The 15,737-nt window shown below is 68.6% G+C and carries 14 protein-coding genes; 5 read left to right on the top strand and 9 right to left on the bottom strand.

The annotated features are described in order from the left end of the window. The coding region (locus PKD89_RS01355) for a hypothetical protein (protein WP_324332227.1) at nucleotides 1–2,691 on the bottom strand (2,691 nt) is incomplete at its 3' end. Nucleotides 2,692–2,742: 51 nt separating this feature from the next. Further along, on the bottom strand, nucleotides 2,743–3,258 hold the full coding sequence (locus tag PKD89_RS01350; RefSeq protein WP_289010457.1) for a nuclear transport factor 2 family protein: 516 nt from the start codon (nucleotides 3,256–3,258) through the stop codon (nucleotides 2,743–2,745). Between the two features lie 201 nt (nucleotides 3,259–3,459). Here PKD89_RS01350 and PKD89_RS01345 point away from each other — a divergent pair, with 201 nt between their 5' ends. Further along, entirely contained in the window at nucleotides 3,460–3,918 is a 459-nt protein-coding gene (locus PKD89_RS01345; RefSeq protein ID WP_287389444.1) for a CBS domain-containing protein, read from the top strand. 10 nt (nucleotides 3,919–3,928) lie between these two features. On the opposite strand, the gene PKD89_RS01340 is transcribed toward PKD89_RS01345, so the two are convergent. Beyond that, a complete protein-coding gene (locus PKD89_RS01340) occupies nucleotides 3,929–4,936 on the bottom strand; it encodes a zinc-dependent alcohol dehydrogenase family protein (protein ID WP_289010458.1) in 1,008 nt (335 codons plus the stop codon). Between the two features lie 266 nt (nucleotides 4,937–5,202). Here PKD89_RS01340 and PKD89_RS01335 point away from each other — a divergent pair, with 266 nt between their 5' ends. The 3 genes from PKD89_RS01335 (at nucleotide 5,203) to PKD89_RS01325 (ending at nucleotide 8,862) form a co-directional block, all read left to right on the top strand. Further along, complete coding sequence (locus PKD89_RS01335; protein ID WP_287377356.1) at nucleotides 5,203–5,724, top strand: hypothetical protein; 522 nt, start codon at nucleotides 5,203–5,205, stop codon at nucleotides 5,722–5,724. Nucleotides 5,725–5,897: 173 nt separating this feature from the next. Next, nucleotides 5,898–8,285, top strand: coding sequence for a phosphoenolpyruvate synthase (ppsA, locus tag PKD89_RS01330; RefSeq protein ID WP_289010459.1), 2,388 nt, complete (start codon nucleotides 5,898–5,900; stop codon nucleotides 8,283–8,285). A 100-nt stretch (nucleotides 8,286–8,385) separates the two neighbouring features. Continuing rightward, a complete protein-coding gene (locus tag PKD89_RS01325; protein ID WP_324332226.1) occupies nucleotides 8,386–8,862 on the top strand; it encodes a hypothetical protein in 477 nt (158 codons plus the stop codon). 78 nt (nucleotides 8,863–8,940) lie between these two features. On the opposite strand, the gene cysC is transcribed toward PKD89_RS01325, so the two are convergent. The 3 genes from cysC to cysD are packed head-to-tail and all read right to left on the bottom strand — an operon-like array spanning nucleotide 8,941 to nucleotide 11,739. Continuing rightward, nucleotides 8,941–9,564: an adenylyl-sulfate kinase gene (gene cysC / locus PKD89_RS01320; RefSeq protein ID WP_289010461.1), complete on the bottom strand. Its 624-nt coding sequence runs from the start codon at nucleotides 9,562–9,564 to the stop codon at nucleotides 8,941–8,943. 7 nt (nucleotides 9,565–9,571) lie between these two features. Further along, the gene (gene cysN, locus PKD89_RS01315) at nucleotides 9,572–10,834 is read right to left on the bottom strand and encodes a sulfate adenylyltransferase subunit CysN (protein ID WP_289010462.1); all 1,263 of its coding nucleotides are present in this window, start codon (nucleotides 10,832–10,834) and stop codon (nucleotides 9,572–9,574) included. Next, nucleotides 10,834–11,739 (bottom strand): sulfate adenylyltransferase subunit CysD, encoded by a 906-nt coding sequence (cysD, locus tag PKD89_RS01310; RefSeq protein WP_287389448.1) that lies wholly within the window; start codon nucleotides 11,737–11,739, stop codon nucleotides 10,834–10,836. The genes cysN and cysD overlap by 1 nt, the downstream gene beginning before the upstream one ends. 127 nt (nucleotides 11,740–11,866) lie before the next feature. Between cysD and trxA the strand changes: the two genes are divergently transcribed. Then, nucleotides 11,867–12,295: a thioredoxin gene (gene trxA / locus PKD89_RS01305; RefSeq protein ID WP_287377336.1), complete on the top strand. Its 429-nt coding sequence runs from the start codon at nucleotides 11,867–11,869 to the stop codon at nucleotides 12,293–12,295. Here trxA and PKD89_RS01300 read toward each other — a convergent pair. The 3 genes from PKD89_RS01300 to PKD89_RS01290 all read right to left on the bottom strand — a co-directional run bounded on the left by PKD89_RS01300 (nucleotide 12,285) and on the right by PKD89_RS01290 (nucleotide 15,683). Further along, nucleotides 12,285–13,178 (bottom strand): universal stress protein, encoded by an 894-nt coding sequence (locus PKD89_RS01300; protein WP_289012530.1) that lies wholly within the window; start codon nucleotides 13,176–13,178, stop codon nucleotides 12,285–12,287. The genes trxA and PKD89_RS01300 overlap by 11 nt on opposite strands. Further along, nucleotides 13,175–14,029: a universal stress protein gene (locus PKD89_RS01295; RefSeq protein WP_289012531.1), complete on the bottom strand. Its 855-nt coding sequence runs from the start codon at nucleotides 14,027–14,029 to the stop codon at nucleotides 13,175–13,177. The genes PKD89_RS01300 and PKD89_RS01295 overlap by 4 nt, the downstream gene beginning before the upstream one ends. 163 nt (nucleotides 14,030–14,192) lie before the next feature. Beyond that, nucleotides 14,193–15,683: a bifunctional aminoglycoside phosphotransferase/ATP-binding protein gene (locus tag PKD89_RS01290; RefSeq protein WP_289012532.1), complete on the bottom strand. Its 1,491-nt coding sequence runs from the start codon at nucleotides 15,681–15,683 to the stop codon at nucleotides 14,193–14,195. Nucleotides 15,684–15,737 lie beyond the last annotated feature (54 nt).

The following is a 15,737-nucleotide window of genomic DNA, read 5'->3' as shown; positions in this document are numbered from 1 at the left end:
GTGGGCGGGTCGTTCGTCCCCTCCACCGACATGGGCCGCCACCGCCTCGACCACTTGGAGTTCGGTTGGCGTGAGGCTGGCCCACCCGATCGATGGGCGGCGTCGCGGGCCTCGAGACCGGCGCACATAGGCGATCACGTCCTCGATCGTGGCGTCGGTCGGCCAACCGCGTTCGTCGGCCCCGGGAGCCTGATCGATGTCGCCGAGATCCACGCAACCGTCGGCAGTTGCCGGAGAGGGTTCGGTCTCGAACGCTTCGACGAGGCGGCCGGCGGTCAGTTGCTGCAGCTCGGTGCGGACGATACCGAGGCGATTGCGCTCACGGCGGCAGACCTCCGACAGCCATCGGGCTGTCGAACGGTCGCCTCGGGCTGCGATCGCCAGTGCAAGCACCTCGACCGCATCAAGACGCGCAGGGCGAAGGTCGAGCTGGGTCAAACGCTCGAGCGCCGCAGCGGCCTCGGCCTCAGCCGCACCGAAATCACCCCGCTCGAGGTCGGCCAGAGCGAGCGCAGGAGCGGCCACGGCACGAGCATTGGGGCTCGCCAGTGCGTCGATCGCCTGGTGCGCGAGGTCGGCCCGACGGATGGCCTCGTCGACGTCGCCGGCCAGCAAGGCGACGGCGGTGGCGATCCCCTGCAACCGAGCGCCAAACGCTGGTGCAAACATGGCGATCAGATCAACATCGGCATCGACGATCGTCTGAGCTCCGTCGACGTCCCCCTGGTCGACGAGCACGAGCAGAAGGTTGGTGACCACGACCGGCAGGGTGAGCCCGGCCTCTGTCCGTTCGCCCCGCCGGCGGCTCTCGAGCAGCGCAGCGGTCCACTCGGCACCGGTGCCGCGCAGCAGCGCGTCGGTGGCCTCAAGGCCGACAAGTAGCGCCGAAAGGTTCGGGTCGTGGGTGCGGGCAACCTGGGCGCGGCTTGACGCGATCGCCGCCGCCGCATCAGCTGAACGCCCACGAGCGATGGCGGCGGTGGCCCGACCGATCTCGTCCCACGCCAACAAGAGGGGGTGGTCGAGTGCGACGGCGAGGGGTCGAGCGGCGTCCAGCTCGGCGATTGCCCGCTGGTGGTCGTGACCAATGAGGTGCGTGAACGCCAGGACCTGCCGGGCGTCGGTGAGGCCCCACCGGTCGCGGGCCCGCTCGGCAAGCTCGATCGCCTGCTCGAGCGTGGCGATGGCGGCGACGGGGTCGAGGTAGCTCTCGATGCTCCCGAGCGTGTCCAGGGAACGGCCCGCGTACCGGTCGTCACCCAGCTCCTTGGCCAGCTGGCACGTCGCTGTCGCACCGCCGATCGCGGCTTCGAAGTCGCCGGCGTAGGTGGCGAGGTGGCTGGCGCCCCAGCGGGCGGGAAGCTCGAGGCGAGCGTCGGAGGCCGACACGGCTTCGGCCGTGGCGAACCACGAGCGTGCCTCTCGGAAGCGTCCGGCGCTCAGCCAGAAGAAGGTGAGCCGTCCGACGATGCTCCAGAGGAGGTCTGCGGCGTCGACATTGCCGTCTCTCGCGTTGGTGGTGAGGTGGTCGAGGGCGACGCTGACGATTCCGTCATCGAGGGCGAGAGCCTCGAGGAGGCGGACCTGCTCGTCACCCATCAGGTCCTGGTCCCACACCGCGGTGCACCGGGCGACGTGGTCGGCCAACTGATCGAGCGCAACGCCGACCTCCCCCCGCTCGGCGAGCTGGCGCGCCGCGTACGCCACGATCGTGTCGAGCAGCCGGAAGCGTGTCCCCCCTGCGCGGGGTTCGGCCGCGAGCAGCGACTTGCTGACCAGCCGGCCGAGCAGGTCGTCGACGCGATCGGCGTCGACGGCGCCGCTTGCCACCGCGTCGACCGCGGCCGTGTCGAAGGACCCGCGGAACACCGCAAGTCGGTCGAGGAGGTGGCGCTCGTCGGCGGCGAGCAGCGAATACGACCAGGCCACCGACGCCTCAAGCGTGCGGTGGCGAGGAAGCGCAGCGCGGTTGCCCGACACCAGAAGACGGAAACGATCCTGGAGTCCGTCGCGGATTCGCTCCGGCGACAGTAGGTCGAGCCGGGCTGCGGCCAGCTCGACGCCGAGTGGCAGGCCGTCGAGTCGCCGGCAGATCTCGCTCACCGTACCGAGTGCAGAGGCATCCAACTTGAGCTCCGGCCGCACGAGCGACGCGCGGTCGACGAACAGATCGACCGCGTCGCGTCCGCCCGGGCGATCGGACGATTCGCCAAGGGCAGCGTGGCCCATCGGCGGAACCCGGTACACGGCTTCGCCGGCGATACCCAGGGGCTCCCGGCTGGTGACGACCACCCGGAGGCCGGCGACGCGAGCCAGCACGGCGTCGACGACGCGAGCGACCGGTTCCACGAGGTGCTCGGCGTTGTCGACGAGGAGGACGAACGTCGCCGCGGCAAACGGCACGTCGTCGATCGGGTCGACCGTGGTGAGGTTGTCGATCGAGTCGACAATCTGGTCGACGGGGTCGCTCTGCGGGTCGTCGCGCTCGCCGAGAGCAGCGAGGAACGCTGTGGCGACCCCGCCATCATCGTCGACCGTCGCCAGTTCGATCCACGCTTTCCGGGCGGCGACGGTGCGGACCAGCTCGAGCGCCAACCGGGTTTTCCCGCACCCGCCCGGTCCGACCAGGGTCACCAGGCGGGCACGGTCATGCAGCCCACACAACTCCTCGAGCTCGGCTCGACGTCCCACGAACCGTGTCCTGGGCGCCGGGATGGGACGGGTACCGCGCACCGGGCAACCCTACCGACCACCCGAAGGCGCCGCGGCCGTCGTGGTCGCTGATGTGATTTCCTCCTTCGAGAGAAATGGGGCGAGCAACCCGGCGACGTCGGCGGTCAGCACGTCTGGGTACTGCGACCAGAACTCTTCGACGTTGGCCCGGTCGCGATCGTAGGTTCGCACCCGGGCGAAGCGATCCGGATCCTGTGGGTCGACCTCGAACACATAGAGCGCCACGTTGTCGAACACCCGGCCGTCCTTCTCGCCAATCTCGTGCAGCACCTCGATCACGCGGTCGTCGCTGGCGCAGACGTCGATCAGCTCGTGACGGCAGTTGCCGTCGAAAAAGTCGAACCACCAGAGCAGCAGTGCCCTGACCTGGTCGCGACCCCGCAGCTCGCGCAGCGGTCCGGCGCCGATGTCGTTCACCCAGACGACGTCGGCCGACATTGCCTCGATGGTTGCCTCCATGTCGCCGTCGTCCCAGAGGGCGTGGAAGAGCTGGCGGGCTTGGATGGCTCGAGGGTGTTCGGGCATGGCGGCCTCCGTGGGTCGTGATCAGGTGGAACCCATCATTGGCCCACCGGGGGTGGAGGAACATCGGCCAAACGGGTGACATCGGGTCGGTCCGCGGATCGCGATCCCCACACCCGGTCGAGGTGATCGCAGTGACCCCTTGGTATCGTCGCGACGGTCGGTAACAATCGACTCACCAGCGGTACCACCAGGGGGAAGCACATGAGAGTTTCTGAGGCAGTTCGGCGAGAGGTCGTCACGGTCGCACCCGACGCAACCATCGTTCAGGCGGCGGAGACCATGGAGTCGACCGGCGTCGGCGCGATGGCCGTGGTCGACGACGGGGCATTGGTGGGCATCGTGACCGATCGCGACATCGTCTGCCGCGGGATCGCCCGAAAAGTGCCGCTCGACGGTCGGATCGATTCGCTGATGAGCACCCCGGTGCATTCGGTCGCTGCCGATTCCGACCTGCACGATGCATCCGCCATGTTCCGCCAGCACGCCGTGCGTCGCCTGGCGGTGGTCGACGGCACCGGCATCGTCGGGGTGATCACCGTCGACGATTTACTCATCAACGTGAGTTCCCACCTGGCCGACATCTGCCAACCGGTGACGGCCGAGGCGATCTTCGGCCATCGGGACGCCCCCGCCCCGGCAGTACCTCCCTCGACTTCCTGAGTCGACGAACTCAGCTTCCGCCCACCGACACTACGGCGGCGCCGGTGAGCCGGTCGGCGGCCACGTCGCGAAGCGCCTCGTCCACGCGTTCGAACCCGTAGGTGGTGACGGTGGGACGCAGTGGGACGGACTCCGCCAGGGCCAGCAGCGCCTCGCCATCGGCCCGGGTGTTGGCGGTGACGCTGCGCATCTGGCGCTCCTGAAACAGCTCGGCGTCGTAGTTCATGGCCGGGATGTCGCTGAGGTGGATGCCGGCGATCGCCAGGGTGCCGCCCCGGTCGAGAGCGCGCATCGCCACCGGCACCAGGTGCCCCACCGGCGCAAACAGAATGGCCGAGTCCAGCGGCACGTCCGGCTCGGCGTCGCTGTCGCCCGCAGCGGTGGCGCCCAGCTCCAGGGCCAGCCGACGGGCCTCGGGCGCCCGGGTAAACACGTGCACTTCGGCGTCGCGGGCCAGGGCCATCTGGGCGACCAGGTGAGCCGACGCCCCGAATCCATAGATGCCAAGTCGCCCACCGTCGGGCAGCTCGGCACGCTGGAGCGCCCGGTACCCGATAATGCCCGAGCACAACAGGGGCCCGGCCGAAGCGTCATCGAAGCCGTCGGGCAACGCGTACGCGAACGCCTCGTCCACGGTGGTGAGCTCGGCGAAGCCGCCATCGGCGTCCCAACCGGTGAACCTCGGTGTCAGGCACAGGTTTTCGTCACCCCGCCGACAGAAGCGGCACACTCCGCAGGTGTGGCGCAGCCAGGCGATGCCCACTCGCTGGCCAACCTCGAAGCGATTGGTGGCCGCACCCCGGGCCACCACCACACCCACCACCTCGTGACCAGGGACAGTCGAGGGGCGATGGGGCACCAGGTCACCCTCGGCCAGGTGCAGGTCGGTGCGACACACGCCGCAGTAGGTCACCTGCACCAGTATCTCGTTGGCCTCCGGTTTGGGATCGGGTCGCTCCCCCAACACCAGGGGGCCCCGCTCGATCGGTCCCGGTCGGTCGACGCTCCATGCCTTCATAGTCCTGCCCCCATCGCCCAGCCCTCATTGGGGCCGCTGTGCCGGTCCTGCTGCCCCGGATCACGTGTTCAGGGTAGGGCCAAGGTCCTTGGGGGTCGAGGGCACCGCTCGCGTCGGTCGCCCCCGGCCGTTGGGCCATGGGCCGGCACAGCCGCTTCTGGAGAACGCCCGTCACACCCACGATCCCATCCTCTACCGTGGGGGACGAGGGGCGGGATGTTTGGCATCTCCACCCTCTCGTCAGCCCACCACAGCGAAAGGGACCCATGAGCAACGAACCCACAACCTCAGGATCAAGCGACGTCGAGGTTGCTCTTGCACAGCTACTCAAGCAGGCCGAGCAGGCTCGTACCACCCTCCTCGACACCGATGGTTCCTCCGAAGCCGAGGCCTCCTACCTGGCGGATGCTGCGCAGGCGCTGTCCACCATGGAGTTGGAGTTGACCTTCGCTCGGGCGACGCTGGCCGCCGAGCGGGCCGATACCAAACCCGACCTGGAGTCGACCCTCACCGATGCTGCCGATGCGGCCCGACGATGGATCGACGACGCCGGCGTACAGGCACAACTGGGCCGTATGGAGCTGCAGGATCGCGTGAGCGCTATCAGCCAGTACCTCGACCGGGCGCGGGCCGAGGTCATCCGGGCGGGCGAGCGAGTCTCGGACGTCGTCGGAACCGAACTGGGCGACGTGCGCTCTGCAACCCTCAGCTCGATCGACGGCATTCGCGATGTGATCGTCGATGCCGGACGCTCCATCCGGGCCGCCGGCGAGTCGCTGCAGGAGTAACGCACTGGGGACGTCGAAGCGCGTGCCCACCATGACCCTCCCGCGCCTCAGAGAGCGTGGATGAGCAGGGTGGGACATCGACGACCAGTTGTGTTGTTTGTCATGAACAGGTTCGAAAACCCGAGGAGCGATCACATGCATCAAAGCAACCCCGCCCGACGAGAGCCCTGCCGATGAACGACACTCGGTGGATCATCCCTCTCGAGCAGCTCACCATCGACGATGTCGGCAAGGCCGGCGGTAAGAACGCCTCGCTGGGCGAGATGATCAAACACCTCGGATCGGCCGGCGTGCGGGTGCCAGGCGGTTTTGCCGTCACCTCGGCCGCCTACTGGCATCTCGTCGACGATCAGGGCTTACGGCCGGCGATCGCTGCCGTCGGTGCCGGGCTCGAGAAGCACCCCGACTCGCTGCGATCCGTTGGCGCCACCGTTCGCGAGGCATTCCGCTCGGCCCGGGTGAGCGACGCTCTGGCCGACGAGCTGCGAGCGGCCTACGAAGCACTCTGTGACCGGGTCGGCCAAAGCGACGTGCCCGTCGCGGTGCGTTCGTCGGCGACGGCGGAGGACCTTCCCGAGGCGAGCTTCGCCGGCCAACAGGAGAGCTTCCTGAACGTTCGGGGGGCCGATGCGGTGATCGAGGCCTATCACCGCTGCGTCGTGTCGCTGTTTGGCGACAGGGCGATCGCCTACAGGGTCGAGAACGGCTTTGGCCATCTCGACGTGGCCCTCTCGGTCGGAATCCAGCAGATGGTGGCATCCGATACCGGCTCCGCCGGGGTGATCTTCACCATCGATCCGGAGAACGGGTTTCCCCACCACGTGCTCATCGATGCCGCCTGGGGGTTGGGAGAGGCGGTCGTGTCCGGCGTGGTCGACTCCGACCGCTACCGGGTGTTCAAGGCGTTTCTCGACGACGAGCGACTGGTGCCGATCGTCGAACGGTCGCTGGGCCGCAAGCGCCTCAAGATCGTCAACAGCACCGACGAGAGCGGCGACGGGCCCACGATGACGGTGGACACCACCAACGCAGAACGCAATCAGCTGGTGCTCGACGATCCCGATCTGCTGACGCTGGCCCGCTGGGCTGTCATCATCGAGAACCACTACGGCCGCCCGATGGACATCGAGTGGGCGAAAGACGGCGTCACCGGCGAGCTGTTCATCGTGCAGGCCAGGCCCGAGACGGTGCAGGCCCGCCAAAGCGGCGCCATCCTCACCAGCTACGAGGTCTCGAACCACGGCCCGCAGTTGGTCGAAGGTCTGTCGGTCGGCAGCGGCGCAGCCACCGGCGAGGTGTGTCGCCTCGACTCACCCGACGAGGGCGACCGGTTTGTATCGGGATCGATCCTGGTGGCCGATGCCACCGACCCCGACTGGGTTCCGGTGATGCAGCGGGCCGCAGCGGTGGTCACCAACCGCGGTGGACGCACCTCCCATGCTGCGATCGTCAGCCGCGAGCTGGGCGTTCCCGCAGTGGTCGGCACCGTCGATGCCACCTCCACCCTGGCCGAGGGACAACGGGTGACCGTGTCGTGCGCCGGCGGCGACGTGGGGCGGGTCTTCGACGGCCCCGCCAAGATCACCACGCACGAGCTGGCGCTCGACGACCTGCCGGCCACCCGCACCAACCTGATGGTCAACCTGGCCAACCCCGGGGCGGCGCTGAAGTGGTGGCGGCTACCGGCGGCCGGCATCGGCCTGGCCCGCATGGAGTTCATCATCGGCGAGCACATCAGGGCCCACCCCATGGCCCTGGCCCACCCCGACCGCATCGAGGATGTGGCCGTCCGCCGGGCGATCGATGAGCTCACCGGCCACCACTCCAGCCCGGCCGAGTACTTCGTCGACCGGTTGGCCTCCGGGATCGCCGCACTGGCGGCCACCTGGGCCGACCGTCCCGTGATCGTGCGCATGAGCGATTTCAAGACCAACGAGTATGCGGGGCTGCTGGGTGGCAGGCAGTTCGAGCCGACCGAGGACAACCCCATGTTGGGATGGCGAGGCGCCTCCCGCTACGACCACCCCGGGTATCGCGATGGGTTTGCGTTGGAGTGCCAGGCCGTCGCCCGGGTGAGAAGCGAGATCGGGTTCGACAACGTGATCGTGATGATCCCCTTCTGTCGCACCCCGGAGGAGGCCGATCGGGTCTTGCAGGTCATGGCCGAGGAGGGGCTGGCGCGCGGTGACAACGGTTTGAAGGTGTACGTGATGGCCGAGATCCCCTCGAACGTCATCAGGGCCGCCGAATTTGCCGAGCGCTTCGACGGGTTCTCCATCGGTTCCAACGACCTCACACAACTCACCCTGGGCGTCGACCGGGACTCCGCCGAGCTGGCGGCGCACTTCGGCGCCGACGACCCGGCGGTGCTCGCCCTCATCCGACAGCTGATCGATGCGGCCCACGCTGCCGACAGGCCTGTCGGGTTCTGCGGTCAAGCTCCCAGCAACGACCCGGAGTACGCCCGCCTGTTGGTCGAGGCGGGCATCGACTCGGTGTCGGTCACCCCGGATGCCTTCTTCGACGTCAACCGTCGGATCGCCGAGGCCGAAGCCGGGTAGTCACACGCAGGCAGGTTGACGCGGTCAGGATGAGATGATGCTCGACGATTCCGTCCCAGCCCAGTTCGCCGCCGGCCCCGGCTAGCTGAACGCCGGGTCGGTGGGGTTGCCCCCGCGCACAGCGATGACCGCGGTGCGACGGGCCCAGGATGCGTGGGAGGCCGGCCGTTGCGACCCGGTGAGCTTCGATGACGACGTCGACCGCTCGCGCCGAGCGTTCGACCGCCTGGCGGGCTGCGACGTTGGCAACGTGGCGCTCGTCGGCCAGGTGTCGACCCCAACCGGCCTGGTGGCGTCCTGCCTGCCCGACGGAGCCAACGTGCTGTGCGCCGAGGAGGACTTCACCTCTCTCGACCTCGATGACCTGGCGACCGCCTCCCGCGACGCCCAGGCCCAAACCTACGTCGGGCTTCATGACCGTGGTCCCGTCGGCGGATTGGATGGTGCCCCGTCACGCCGGTTGGTATGCGGGCGACGTCCCGTGGCAGTCGATTTACGGGCCGCCGTTGCGCCTGGCCATGGACGCCCGCCGCTTCAACGTCTCGCCGCCGAGGTGGTGCGATCCCTCGGGCGGTGAGTGCGTGCCCAGTCAAAGCGCGACCGCGCGCCGGTCGTGTCTCCCTCGCAGAAGCGAGGTGCGCCGACGCCCGAACGGTCAGCCGAGCAGCGCGATGATCGCGTCGGCCTGCTCGTCCAGCGTGGACGCCATCTCGGAGGAGGCGGCGCTGGTCGCCAACGATGCGGCGGCCCCGCCGACGACCAGCTCGGGCTGCAGCGGCTCCTCGTAGGGGTCATCGATGCCGGTGAAGTTGGAGATCTCCCCGGCGCGGGCCTTGGCGTAGAGCCCCTTGGGGTCCCGGGCCTCGCATTCGGCCAGCGGCGTCGCCACCCAGACCTCACGGAAGGGCACGCCGGCCAGTTCGGCTCGGGCCCGCACGGCGTCGCGGCCCGATCGGTACGGCGAGATCAACGGCACCAGCACCACCTGGGCCGCCTCGGCCATCAGCAGGGCCACCTCGCCCACCCGGCGGATGTTTTCCCGTCGGTCGACCTCGGAAAACCCGAGGTCGGCGCACAACCCGTGGCGCACGTTGTCCCCATCGAGGATGAACGACGGACGCCCGGAGACGACGAGGCGCCGTTCCACCTCGACCGCCAGGGTCGACTTGCCCGACCCGGACAGCCCGGTCAGCCACACGACGGCACCCCGGTGGCCGAGCGCTTCCGCCCGGGCATCGGCATCGATCTGGCCGGCGTGCCAGGTGACGTCATCGGTCACGGCGCACTCAAACCTGCTGGGCTTCGCCCAGCACCATGCCGGCGCCGACGGTGGCGTTGGTGTCCTCGTCGACCAGGATGAACGAGCCGGTGGTGCGGTTACGGCGGTACTCGTCGACAAACAGCGGAGCGGTGGTGCGCAGGGTCACCCGCCCGATCTCGTTGGTGGTCAGGCCACTGGCGGTCTCATCCCGGTGCAGTGTGTTGATGTCCAAGCGGTATTTCACGTCGCGAACCTTGGCCCGTGCGGTGCGGGTCGTGTGCTTGATCGAGTACATCGCACCCTCCCTCAGCGTGGACGTGTCCCCCATCCAGGCGATCATCGCATCGATGTCCTGGGTCACCCGAGGCTGGTTGGCCGGACGGCAGATCATGTCGCCCCGGCTGACGTCCAGCTCGTCGCTCAGGCGGATCGTCACCGACATCGGGTTGAACGCCTCGTCGACCGGCCCGTCGGCGGTGTCGATCGAGGCGATCGTCGTCGTCAGGCCGGAGGGCAACACCACCACGTCGTCGCCGGGCTTGAAGACGCCGCCGGCCACCGTGCCCGCATAGCCCCGATAATCGTGAAACTCGGTGGACTGCGGGCGGATCACGTACTGCACCGGGAAGCGGGCATCGATCAGGTTGCGATCCGACGCGATGTGCACCTCCTCCAGGTGGTGCAGCAGCGAGGTTCCCTCGTACCACGGCGTGTTGGTGCTGCGGCTGACGATGTTGTCGCCGTGCAGGGCCGACACCGGGATGAACGTCAGGTCGCCGATGTCCAACTTCGCCGCAAAGGAACGAAACTCGTCCTTGAGGCGTTCGAAGACCAACTGGTCGTAGTCGACCAGGTCCATCTTGTTGACCGCCAGCACCAGGTGAGGGATGCCGAGCAGCGACGCCAGGAAGGCGTGACGCCGGCTCTGTTCGAGCACGCCCTTACGGGCATCCAACAGGATGATGGCCACGTCGGCGGTGGACGCCCCGGTGACCATGTTGCGGGTGTACTGAATGTGGCCGGGGGTGTCGGCGATGATGAACTTGCGGTTTGGCGTGGCGAAGTAGCGGTAGGCCACGTCGATCGTGATGCCCTGCTCACGCTCGGCCCGCAAGCCGTCGGTCAGTAGCGCCAGGTTGGTGTACTCGGTGCCCATCTGCACCGAGGTGGCCTCCACCGACGCCAGCTGATCCTCAAAGATCGTCTTCGTGTCGAACAACAGGCGACCGATCAGGGTCGACTTGCCGTCGTCGACGCTGCCGGCCGTCGCCAAGCGCAGGATTTCCATTAGAAGTACCCCAACTTTTTTCGATCCTCCATGGCCGCTTCGGAGGCCCGGTCATCGGCACGGGTGGCCCCACGCTCGGTCACCCGGGCGGCCGCCACCTCGGCGACGATCTCGGCGTTGGTCGCCGCCGGCGACTCAACTGCGCCCGTGCAGCTCATGTCCCCCACCGTCCGGTAGCGCACAATGCGGGTCTCGATCACTTCGTCGTCGCCCGGCTGAACGTGGGGGCCAACCGACAGCCACATGCCGTCGCGGAGGAACACCTCGCGTCGATGGGCGTAATAGATGTTGGGCAAAGCGACCTCGTCGGCCTCGATGTACTGCCAGATGTCGAGCTCGGTCCAGTTGCTCAGCGGGAACACCCGGAAGTGCTCGCCGGGCCGGTAGCGCGGGTTGTACAGGCTCCACAGCTCGGGACGCTGGTTCTTGGGATCCCACTGACCGAAGTCGTCGCGATGGCTGAACACCCGCTCCTTGGCACGGGCCTTCTCCTCGTCGCGGCGCCCACCACCGAACAGCGCGTCGAAACGGTACTTCTCGATCGCTTCGAGCAGCGGCAGGGTCTGCAGCTGGTTGCGGCTGGCGCCCCTGCCGGTCTGCTCGGTCAGCTTGCCCTCGTCGATCGCCTGCTGCACCGATGCCACCTCCAGCCGCACCCCGGTGCGCTCAACCGTCTCGTCCCGAAAGGTGAGGACCTCGGGAAAGTTGTGGCCGGTGTCGATATGGAGCAGCGGGAACGGCGGCTTGGCCGGATAAAACGCCTTCACCGCCAGGTGCAACATGACCGCAGAGTCCTTGCCGCCCGAGAACAGCATGGCTGGACGCTCGAACTCAGCGGCCACCTCGCGGATGATGTGGATCGCCTCGGCTTCCAGGCTGCGCAGATGAGAGAGCTCGTACGACATGTTCGGTGAATGATAGGAGCCGCACCCCAGAACACTCCCAACGGCGTCCGGCCGGGGTCGACCACCGGCCTGCCGGTGCGGTAGGAAACAGGGAACCGGCGACCCAGCCGTGACCAGGAGGACCTTGATGACCAGCACCGTGCTCACCTGCACGAGTTGTCAGACCAAAAATCGCGTGCCCGATGCCACGGCGGGGCGACCGCGCTGCGCATCCTGTCAGGCCGAACTCCCCTGGCTGGTCGACGTCGATGCCGCCGGGTTCGATGAGGCGATCGCCACGTCCTCGCTGCCGATCGTTGTCGACCTGTGGGCGCCCTGGTGTGGGCCGTGTCGCATGGTGGCCCCCGAGCTTGAGCTGCTGGCGGCCGAGCGGGCCGGCAAGCTGCGGGTCGTCAAGGTCAACGTCGACGAGGCGCCGGCGGTGTCGGCCCGGCTGGGAGTGCAGGGCATCCCAACCATGTTGCTCTTCGTCGGCGGCGCCGAGGTAGGGCGTCAGGTCGGTGCGCTGCCGGGCGCAGCGCTGCGCAGCTGGATCGACCAGACGCTTACGGGATGACGACGACCGAGCAAGGCGCCAGGTGCGCCACCCTGCGAGCAACCGAACCCAGCATCAGGCCCTTGAAGCCACCCAGGCCCCGTGACCCGACGACGACCAGGTCGGCGTCATCGATTGCGTCCAGCAGGGCGTGGCCTGGATTGCCGCGCTGGGTCGCCCCGGTGAGCGTCACCCCGTCGGGCACGTCGGCGGCGGACAGCCACTCGTTCAGGGCCGCTTCGGCGTCGCGTTCCAACACTGCGGGATTCGGCAGCGCCATCATCAGGTCCCCGCCGAGCAGCATGGGCTCCTCCCAGCAGTACACCGCCCGCACCGACGCACCGCGCAGACCGGCCTCGGCCAGCGCCCAGCTCATCGCCCGCTGCGCTGGCTCCGACCCGTCGATCCCCACGAGGATCTCCGATCCCTTCGGATCATCGGCGGTCGCGGTGACCGGGCCTTCGGCCGGAGGCACCACCATGACCGGTCCGGACGCATGGCGCACGCACTTCGAGGCGACCGACCCCAACACGGCATGGCGCACCCGCGCACCATCGCTGCGTCCGACGACCAACAGGTCCGCATCCTCGGCCGCAGCGATCAGCAGGTTGGCCGGTGCACCCTGGGTCACCTCCACCTCGGCGGACAGGTCACGGTAGGGCTGCTCGGTCATCAGCTCGCCCACGATGCCCGCCACCCGCTCGGCCGTTTCAGCCTCGACGGCGGACGCAGTGGTCAACATCCGCTCCTCGGTCGACATGGGCGGGTAGGACCACACCGACACGATGTGCAGCATCGCGTTGCGAAGCACCGCTTCGCTGGCCGCGTGGCGCAACGGGCCGGGCGCCGGGGCGCCGCTGTCCAACCCGACCACGACGCGGCCCCGCTGCCCGGACGCGGTCACTGGGCGGGGACGACGGTCGTCGGGCAGAAAATGTGATTGAGGGTGTGGCTGGTCACCGAGCCGAGCAGCAGGCCCATGAAGCCGCCGCGACCGCGTGATCCCAACACCAGCATCGAGCCGCCATCGGCGGCTTCGCGCAGCACCGAGGCCGGCGCTCCTTCGCCGAGTACCAGTTCTGGCTCCAGGCCTTCGGGGAGGCCCGCCTCATCGATCACCTCGCCCAGCATCTCTCTCGCCTGTTGTTCCAGGTCCTCGAACGAGGGCCACGAGGTCTGCACTTCGGTTCCGGCCAGCCAACCTGCGGCCTCACCACGCCATGCCATGACCACCCGAAGGCCCAAGCCGGTGCGGGCGGCGCGCTCAGCCGCCCAGCGCAGGGCGGTCTGGGCGTTCGATGAGCCATCGACCCCGACGACGATGGGCCCGTCAGCGGCGCCGGCGGCACCGTTGCTCGCCGGCACCACGGTGAGAGGGCATGGCGTGTGGTTGGCCAGCTGGTGGCTGACCGACCCCATGATCACACCGGCCAAGCCGCCGTGGCCTCGGGTGCCGACGATCAGCGTGTCGGCGTCCTCGGCCTCCTCCAACAGCGCTGCCGCCGCCGACCCGGAAGCTGGGGCCCGCTTCACCGCTGACCCGTCCTCACCGAGCACCTCAGCGATGAATCCTTCCATCCAGGGATCCATTGCGCCGTCGACCTCGTCGGTGGTGATGTAGGCCGCCGCCATGACGGGAACCTCCCACACGGTGACGGCCACCAGCTCGGCGCCCGAGGACACCGCCTCGCCATGGGCGTAGCGCAGGGCGTCTGATGACGCCTCCGACCCGTCGATGCCGACCACAATTTTCATCGCTCACTCCTCATGTTCCGTTTGGTCCCGTTGGTACGTTTTTCGGGTTCACCGGCGCCGCCACAGCGGCCCACTCCGACCTTGAACCTAGGCCCCCGGCGCTCCGGATGCGCGACCGTGGCGTCGGCCCCACCTGGGGCCGACGGTAGTTCGGTCAACGTGATCAGGGGCGTTCATCGGACAGCACCACTCCACAGGCCTGGTCCAACACCGTCGCCTTCGTCCCGCCGGTATCGACCCCGGTGGCGCTGACCCATGGGTCCCTCAGCGCACCCAGGTGGTCGACGGTCTCGGCGGTGGCATCGGAGTTGGTCGTCGCCTCCTCGCGGCGGCGGGCGATCCGCTCCTTGGCGACCGATGGGTCGAGGCGACACTCGATCTCCACCAGCTCGGCGTAGGTCTCCTCGGCCAGGTCGGTGCCCAGACGCCGATGGTGTGCACCCGTCCAGGACGCATCGAGCACCACGCTCTCGCCGCCGGACAACAAGATCCTGGCCTGGCGAATCAGCTCGTCGTAGACCGCATCGCGGTGCGCATCGTCGTAGATGCCCTCGCCCGGCGCTGCGGCGCCGACTTCCTCGTCGGCGGATGCGGCGACGCCCCGGCGGATGTCGTCGGTGTGCAGCACCGCCCACCCCAGCGAGTCCCCCAGCCCGTTGGACAGCACGGTCTTGCCCGTCCCGGGGCCGCCGCCGACCAGGACCAGCCGCACCCGGCCGTGCTCGAGGTGATGAAGTGCCAGGTCGTGGTACTCCTTGGCCAGCGCTGCGCTGGGGGCGTCGCCCTGCTGCCAGCGCAGACAGGCGACCTTGGCCCGCACGTGGGCCCGATAGGCCACGTAGTGGTGGGCGAGCGACGAGGGGTGGCATTCGCCGGAGAACCCCTGGTACCACCCGAGCAGCCTCAGGGCCGCAGCCGGCCCGGCCACCCGGTGGACATCCATCACCAGGAACGCGATATCCAGCAGCACGTCGCCGATGCGCCAGTCATCGTTGAAGGCAAGGCAGTCGATGATCTGGGGGCCGTCGTCGACGAGGCAGAACACGTCGTCGGCGATCAGATCGCCGTGACCGTCCCGGACGAAGCCGTCGGCGATCCGTTCGTCGAACAACGGACGCCGGCCCCGCAGATAGGTCTGCGTCAGCGTCTTCACCCGGTCCAGGTCGACAGCATCCACCCCGGCATCGACCAAGGCGTCGGTGACGGCGAAGTTGTCGGCCCAGTTCTCGCCGAGTGCGTCCGCCCCCGCCGCTCTCGGGTTGATCACCGGTTCCTCGGCCGCATGAAAGCTGGCGACCACCCGGGCCACCTCGCGTAGGCACCCGTCGAACTCGGGCGAACCGGCCAGCTGCGACAGTCGCCGCTCGGCGGGCAGGCGCCGCATGACGATCATCTTGTCGACGAGCGCGCCGCGCTCGTGCACGTCTGCCAGGCCCAGGTAGACGTCGGGCGCGATGCGGGCATTCAACACGACCTCCCGCTCGGCCGCAGCAATACGGGCTGCGGACTCGGAGTGGTCGAGAAAGGGCAGGCTGACCGGCTTGGGCAGCTTGTAGGCCCGGTCCCCGGCCATGAACACCCACGACATGTGGGTCTCGACCACCTGTGGCCCCTCGGTGAGCGGTGGCGTCTCGGAGGCCGGAACCTCACGCATCTGCGGTCCTCTCGTCGGCTCGTCGGCTCGTCGGCTCGTCGGCTCGTCGGCACA

Origin of the sequence: Candidatus Neomicrothrix sp. (genome assembly GCF_035329545.1) — a bacterium.
Classification (GTDB): Bacteria; Actinomycetota; Acidimicrobiia; order Acidimicrobiales; family Microtrichaceae; genus Microthrix; species Microthrix subdominans.
Note: the sequence above shows the minus strand (reverse complement) of the source record. Positions and strands in the feature narration are given on the sequence as shown.

Bases quoted from the DNA above. Each gene is read 5' to 3' on its own strand.
- PKD89_RS01335 (WP_287377356.1), top strand. From the start codon at position 5,203: ATGAGCAACGAACCCACAACCTCAGGATCAAGCGACGTCGAGGTTGCT.
- trxA (WP_287377336.1), top strand. From the start codon at position 11,867: ATGACCAGCACCGTGCTCACCTGCACGAGTTGTCAGACCAAAAATCGC.
- PKD89_RS01290 (WP_289012532.1), bottom strand. From the start codon at position 15,683: ATGCGTGAGGTTCCGGCCTCCGAGACGCCACCGCTCACCGAGGGGCCA.
- PKD89_RS01340 (WP_289010458.1), bottom strand. From the start codon at position 4,936: ATGAAGGCATGGAGCGTCGACCGACCGGGACCGATCGAGCGGGGCCCC.
- PKD89_RS01350 (WP_289010457.1), bottom strand. From the start codon at position 3,258: ATGCCCGAACACCCTCGAGCCATCCAAGCCCGCCAGCTCTTCCACGCC.
- cysN (WP_289010462.1), bottom strand. From the start codon at position 10,834: ATGGAAATCCTGCGCTTGGCGACGGCCGGCAGCGTCGACGACGGCAAG.
- PKD89_RS01295 (WP_289012531.1), bottom strand. From the start codon at position 14,029: ATGAAAATTGTGGTCGGCATCGACGGGTCGGAGGCGTCATCAGACGCC.
- cysD (WP_287389448.1), bottom strand. From the start codon at position 11,739: ATGTCGTACGAGCTCTCTCATCTGCGCAGCCTGGAAGCCGAGGCGATC.
- ppsA (WP_289010459.1), top strand. From the start codon at position 5,898: ATGAACGACACTCGGTGGATCATCCCTCTCGAGCAGCTCACCATCGAC.
- PKD89_RS01345 (WP_287389444.1), top strand. From the start codon at position 3,460: ATGAGAGTTTCTGAGGCAGTTCGGCGAGAGGTCGTCACGGTCGCACCC.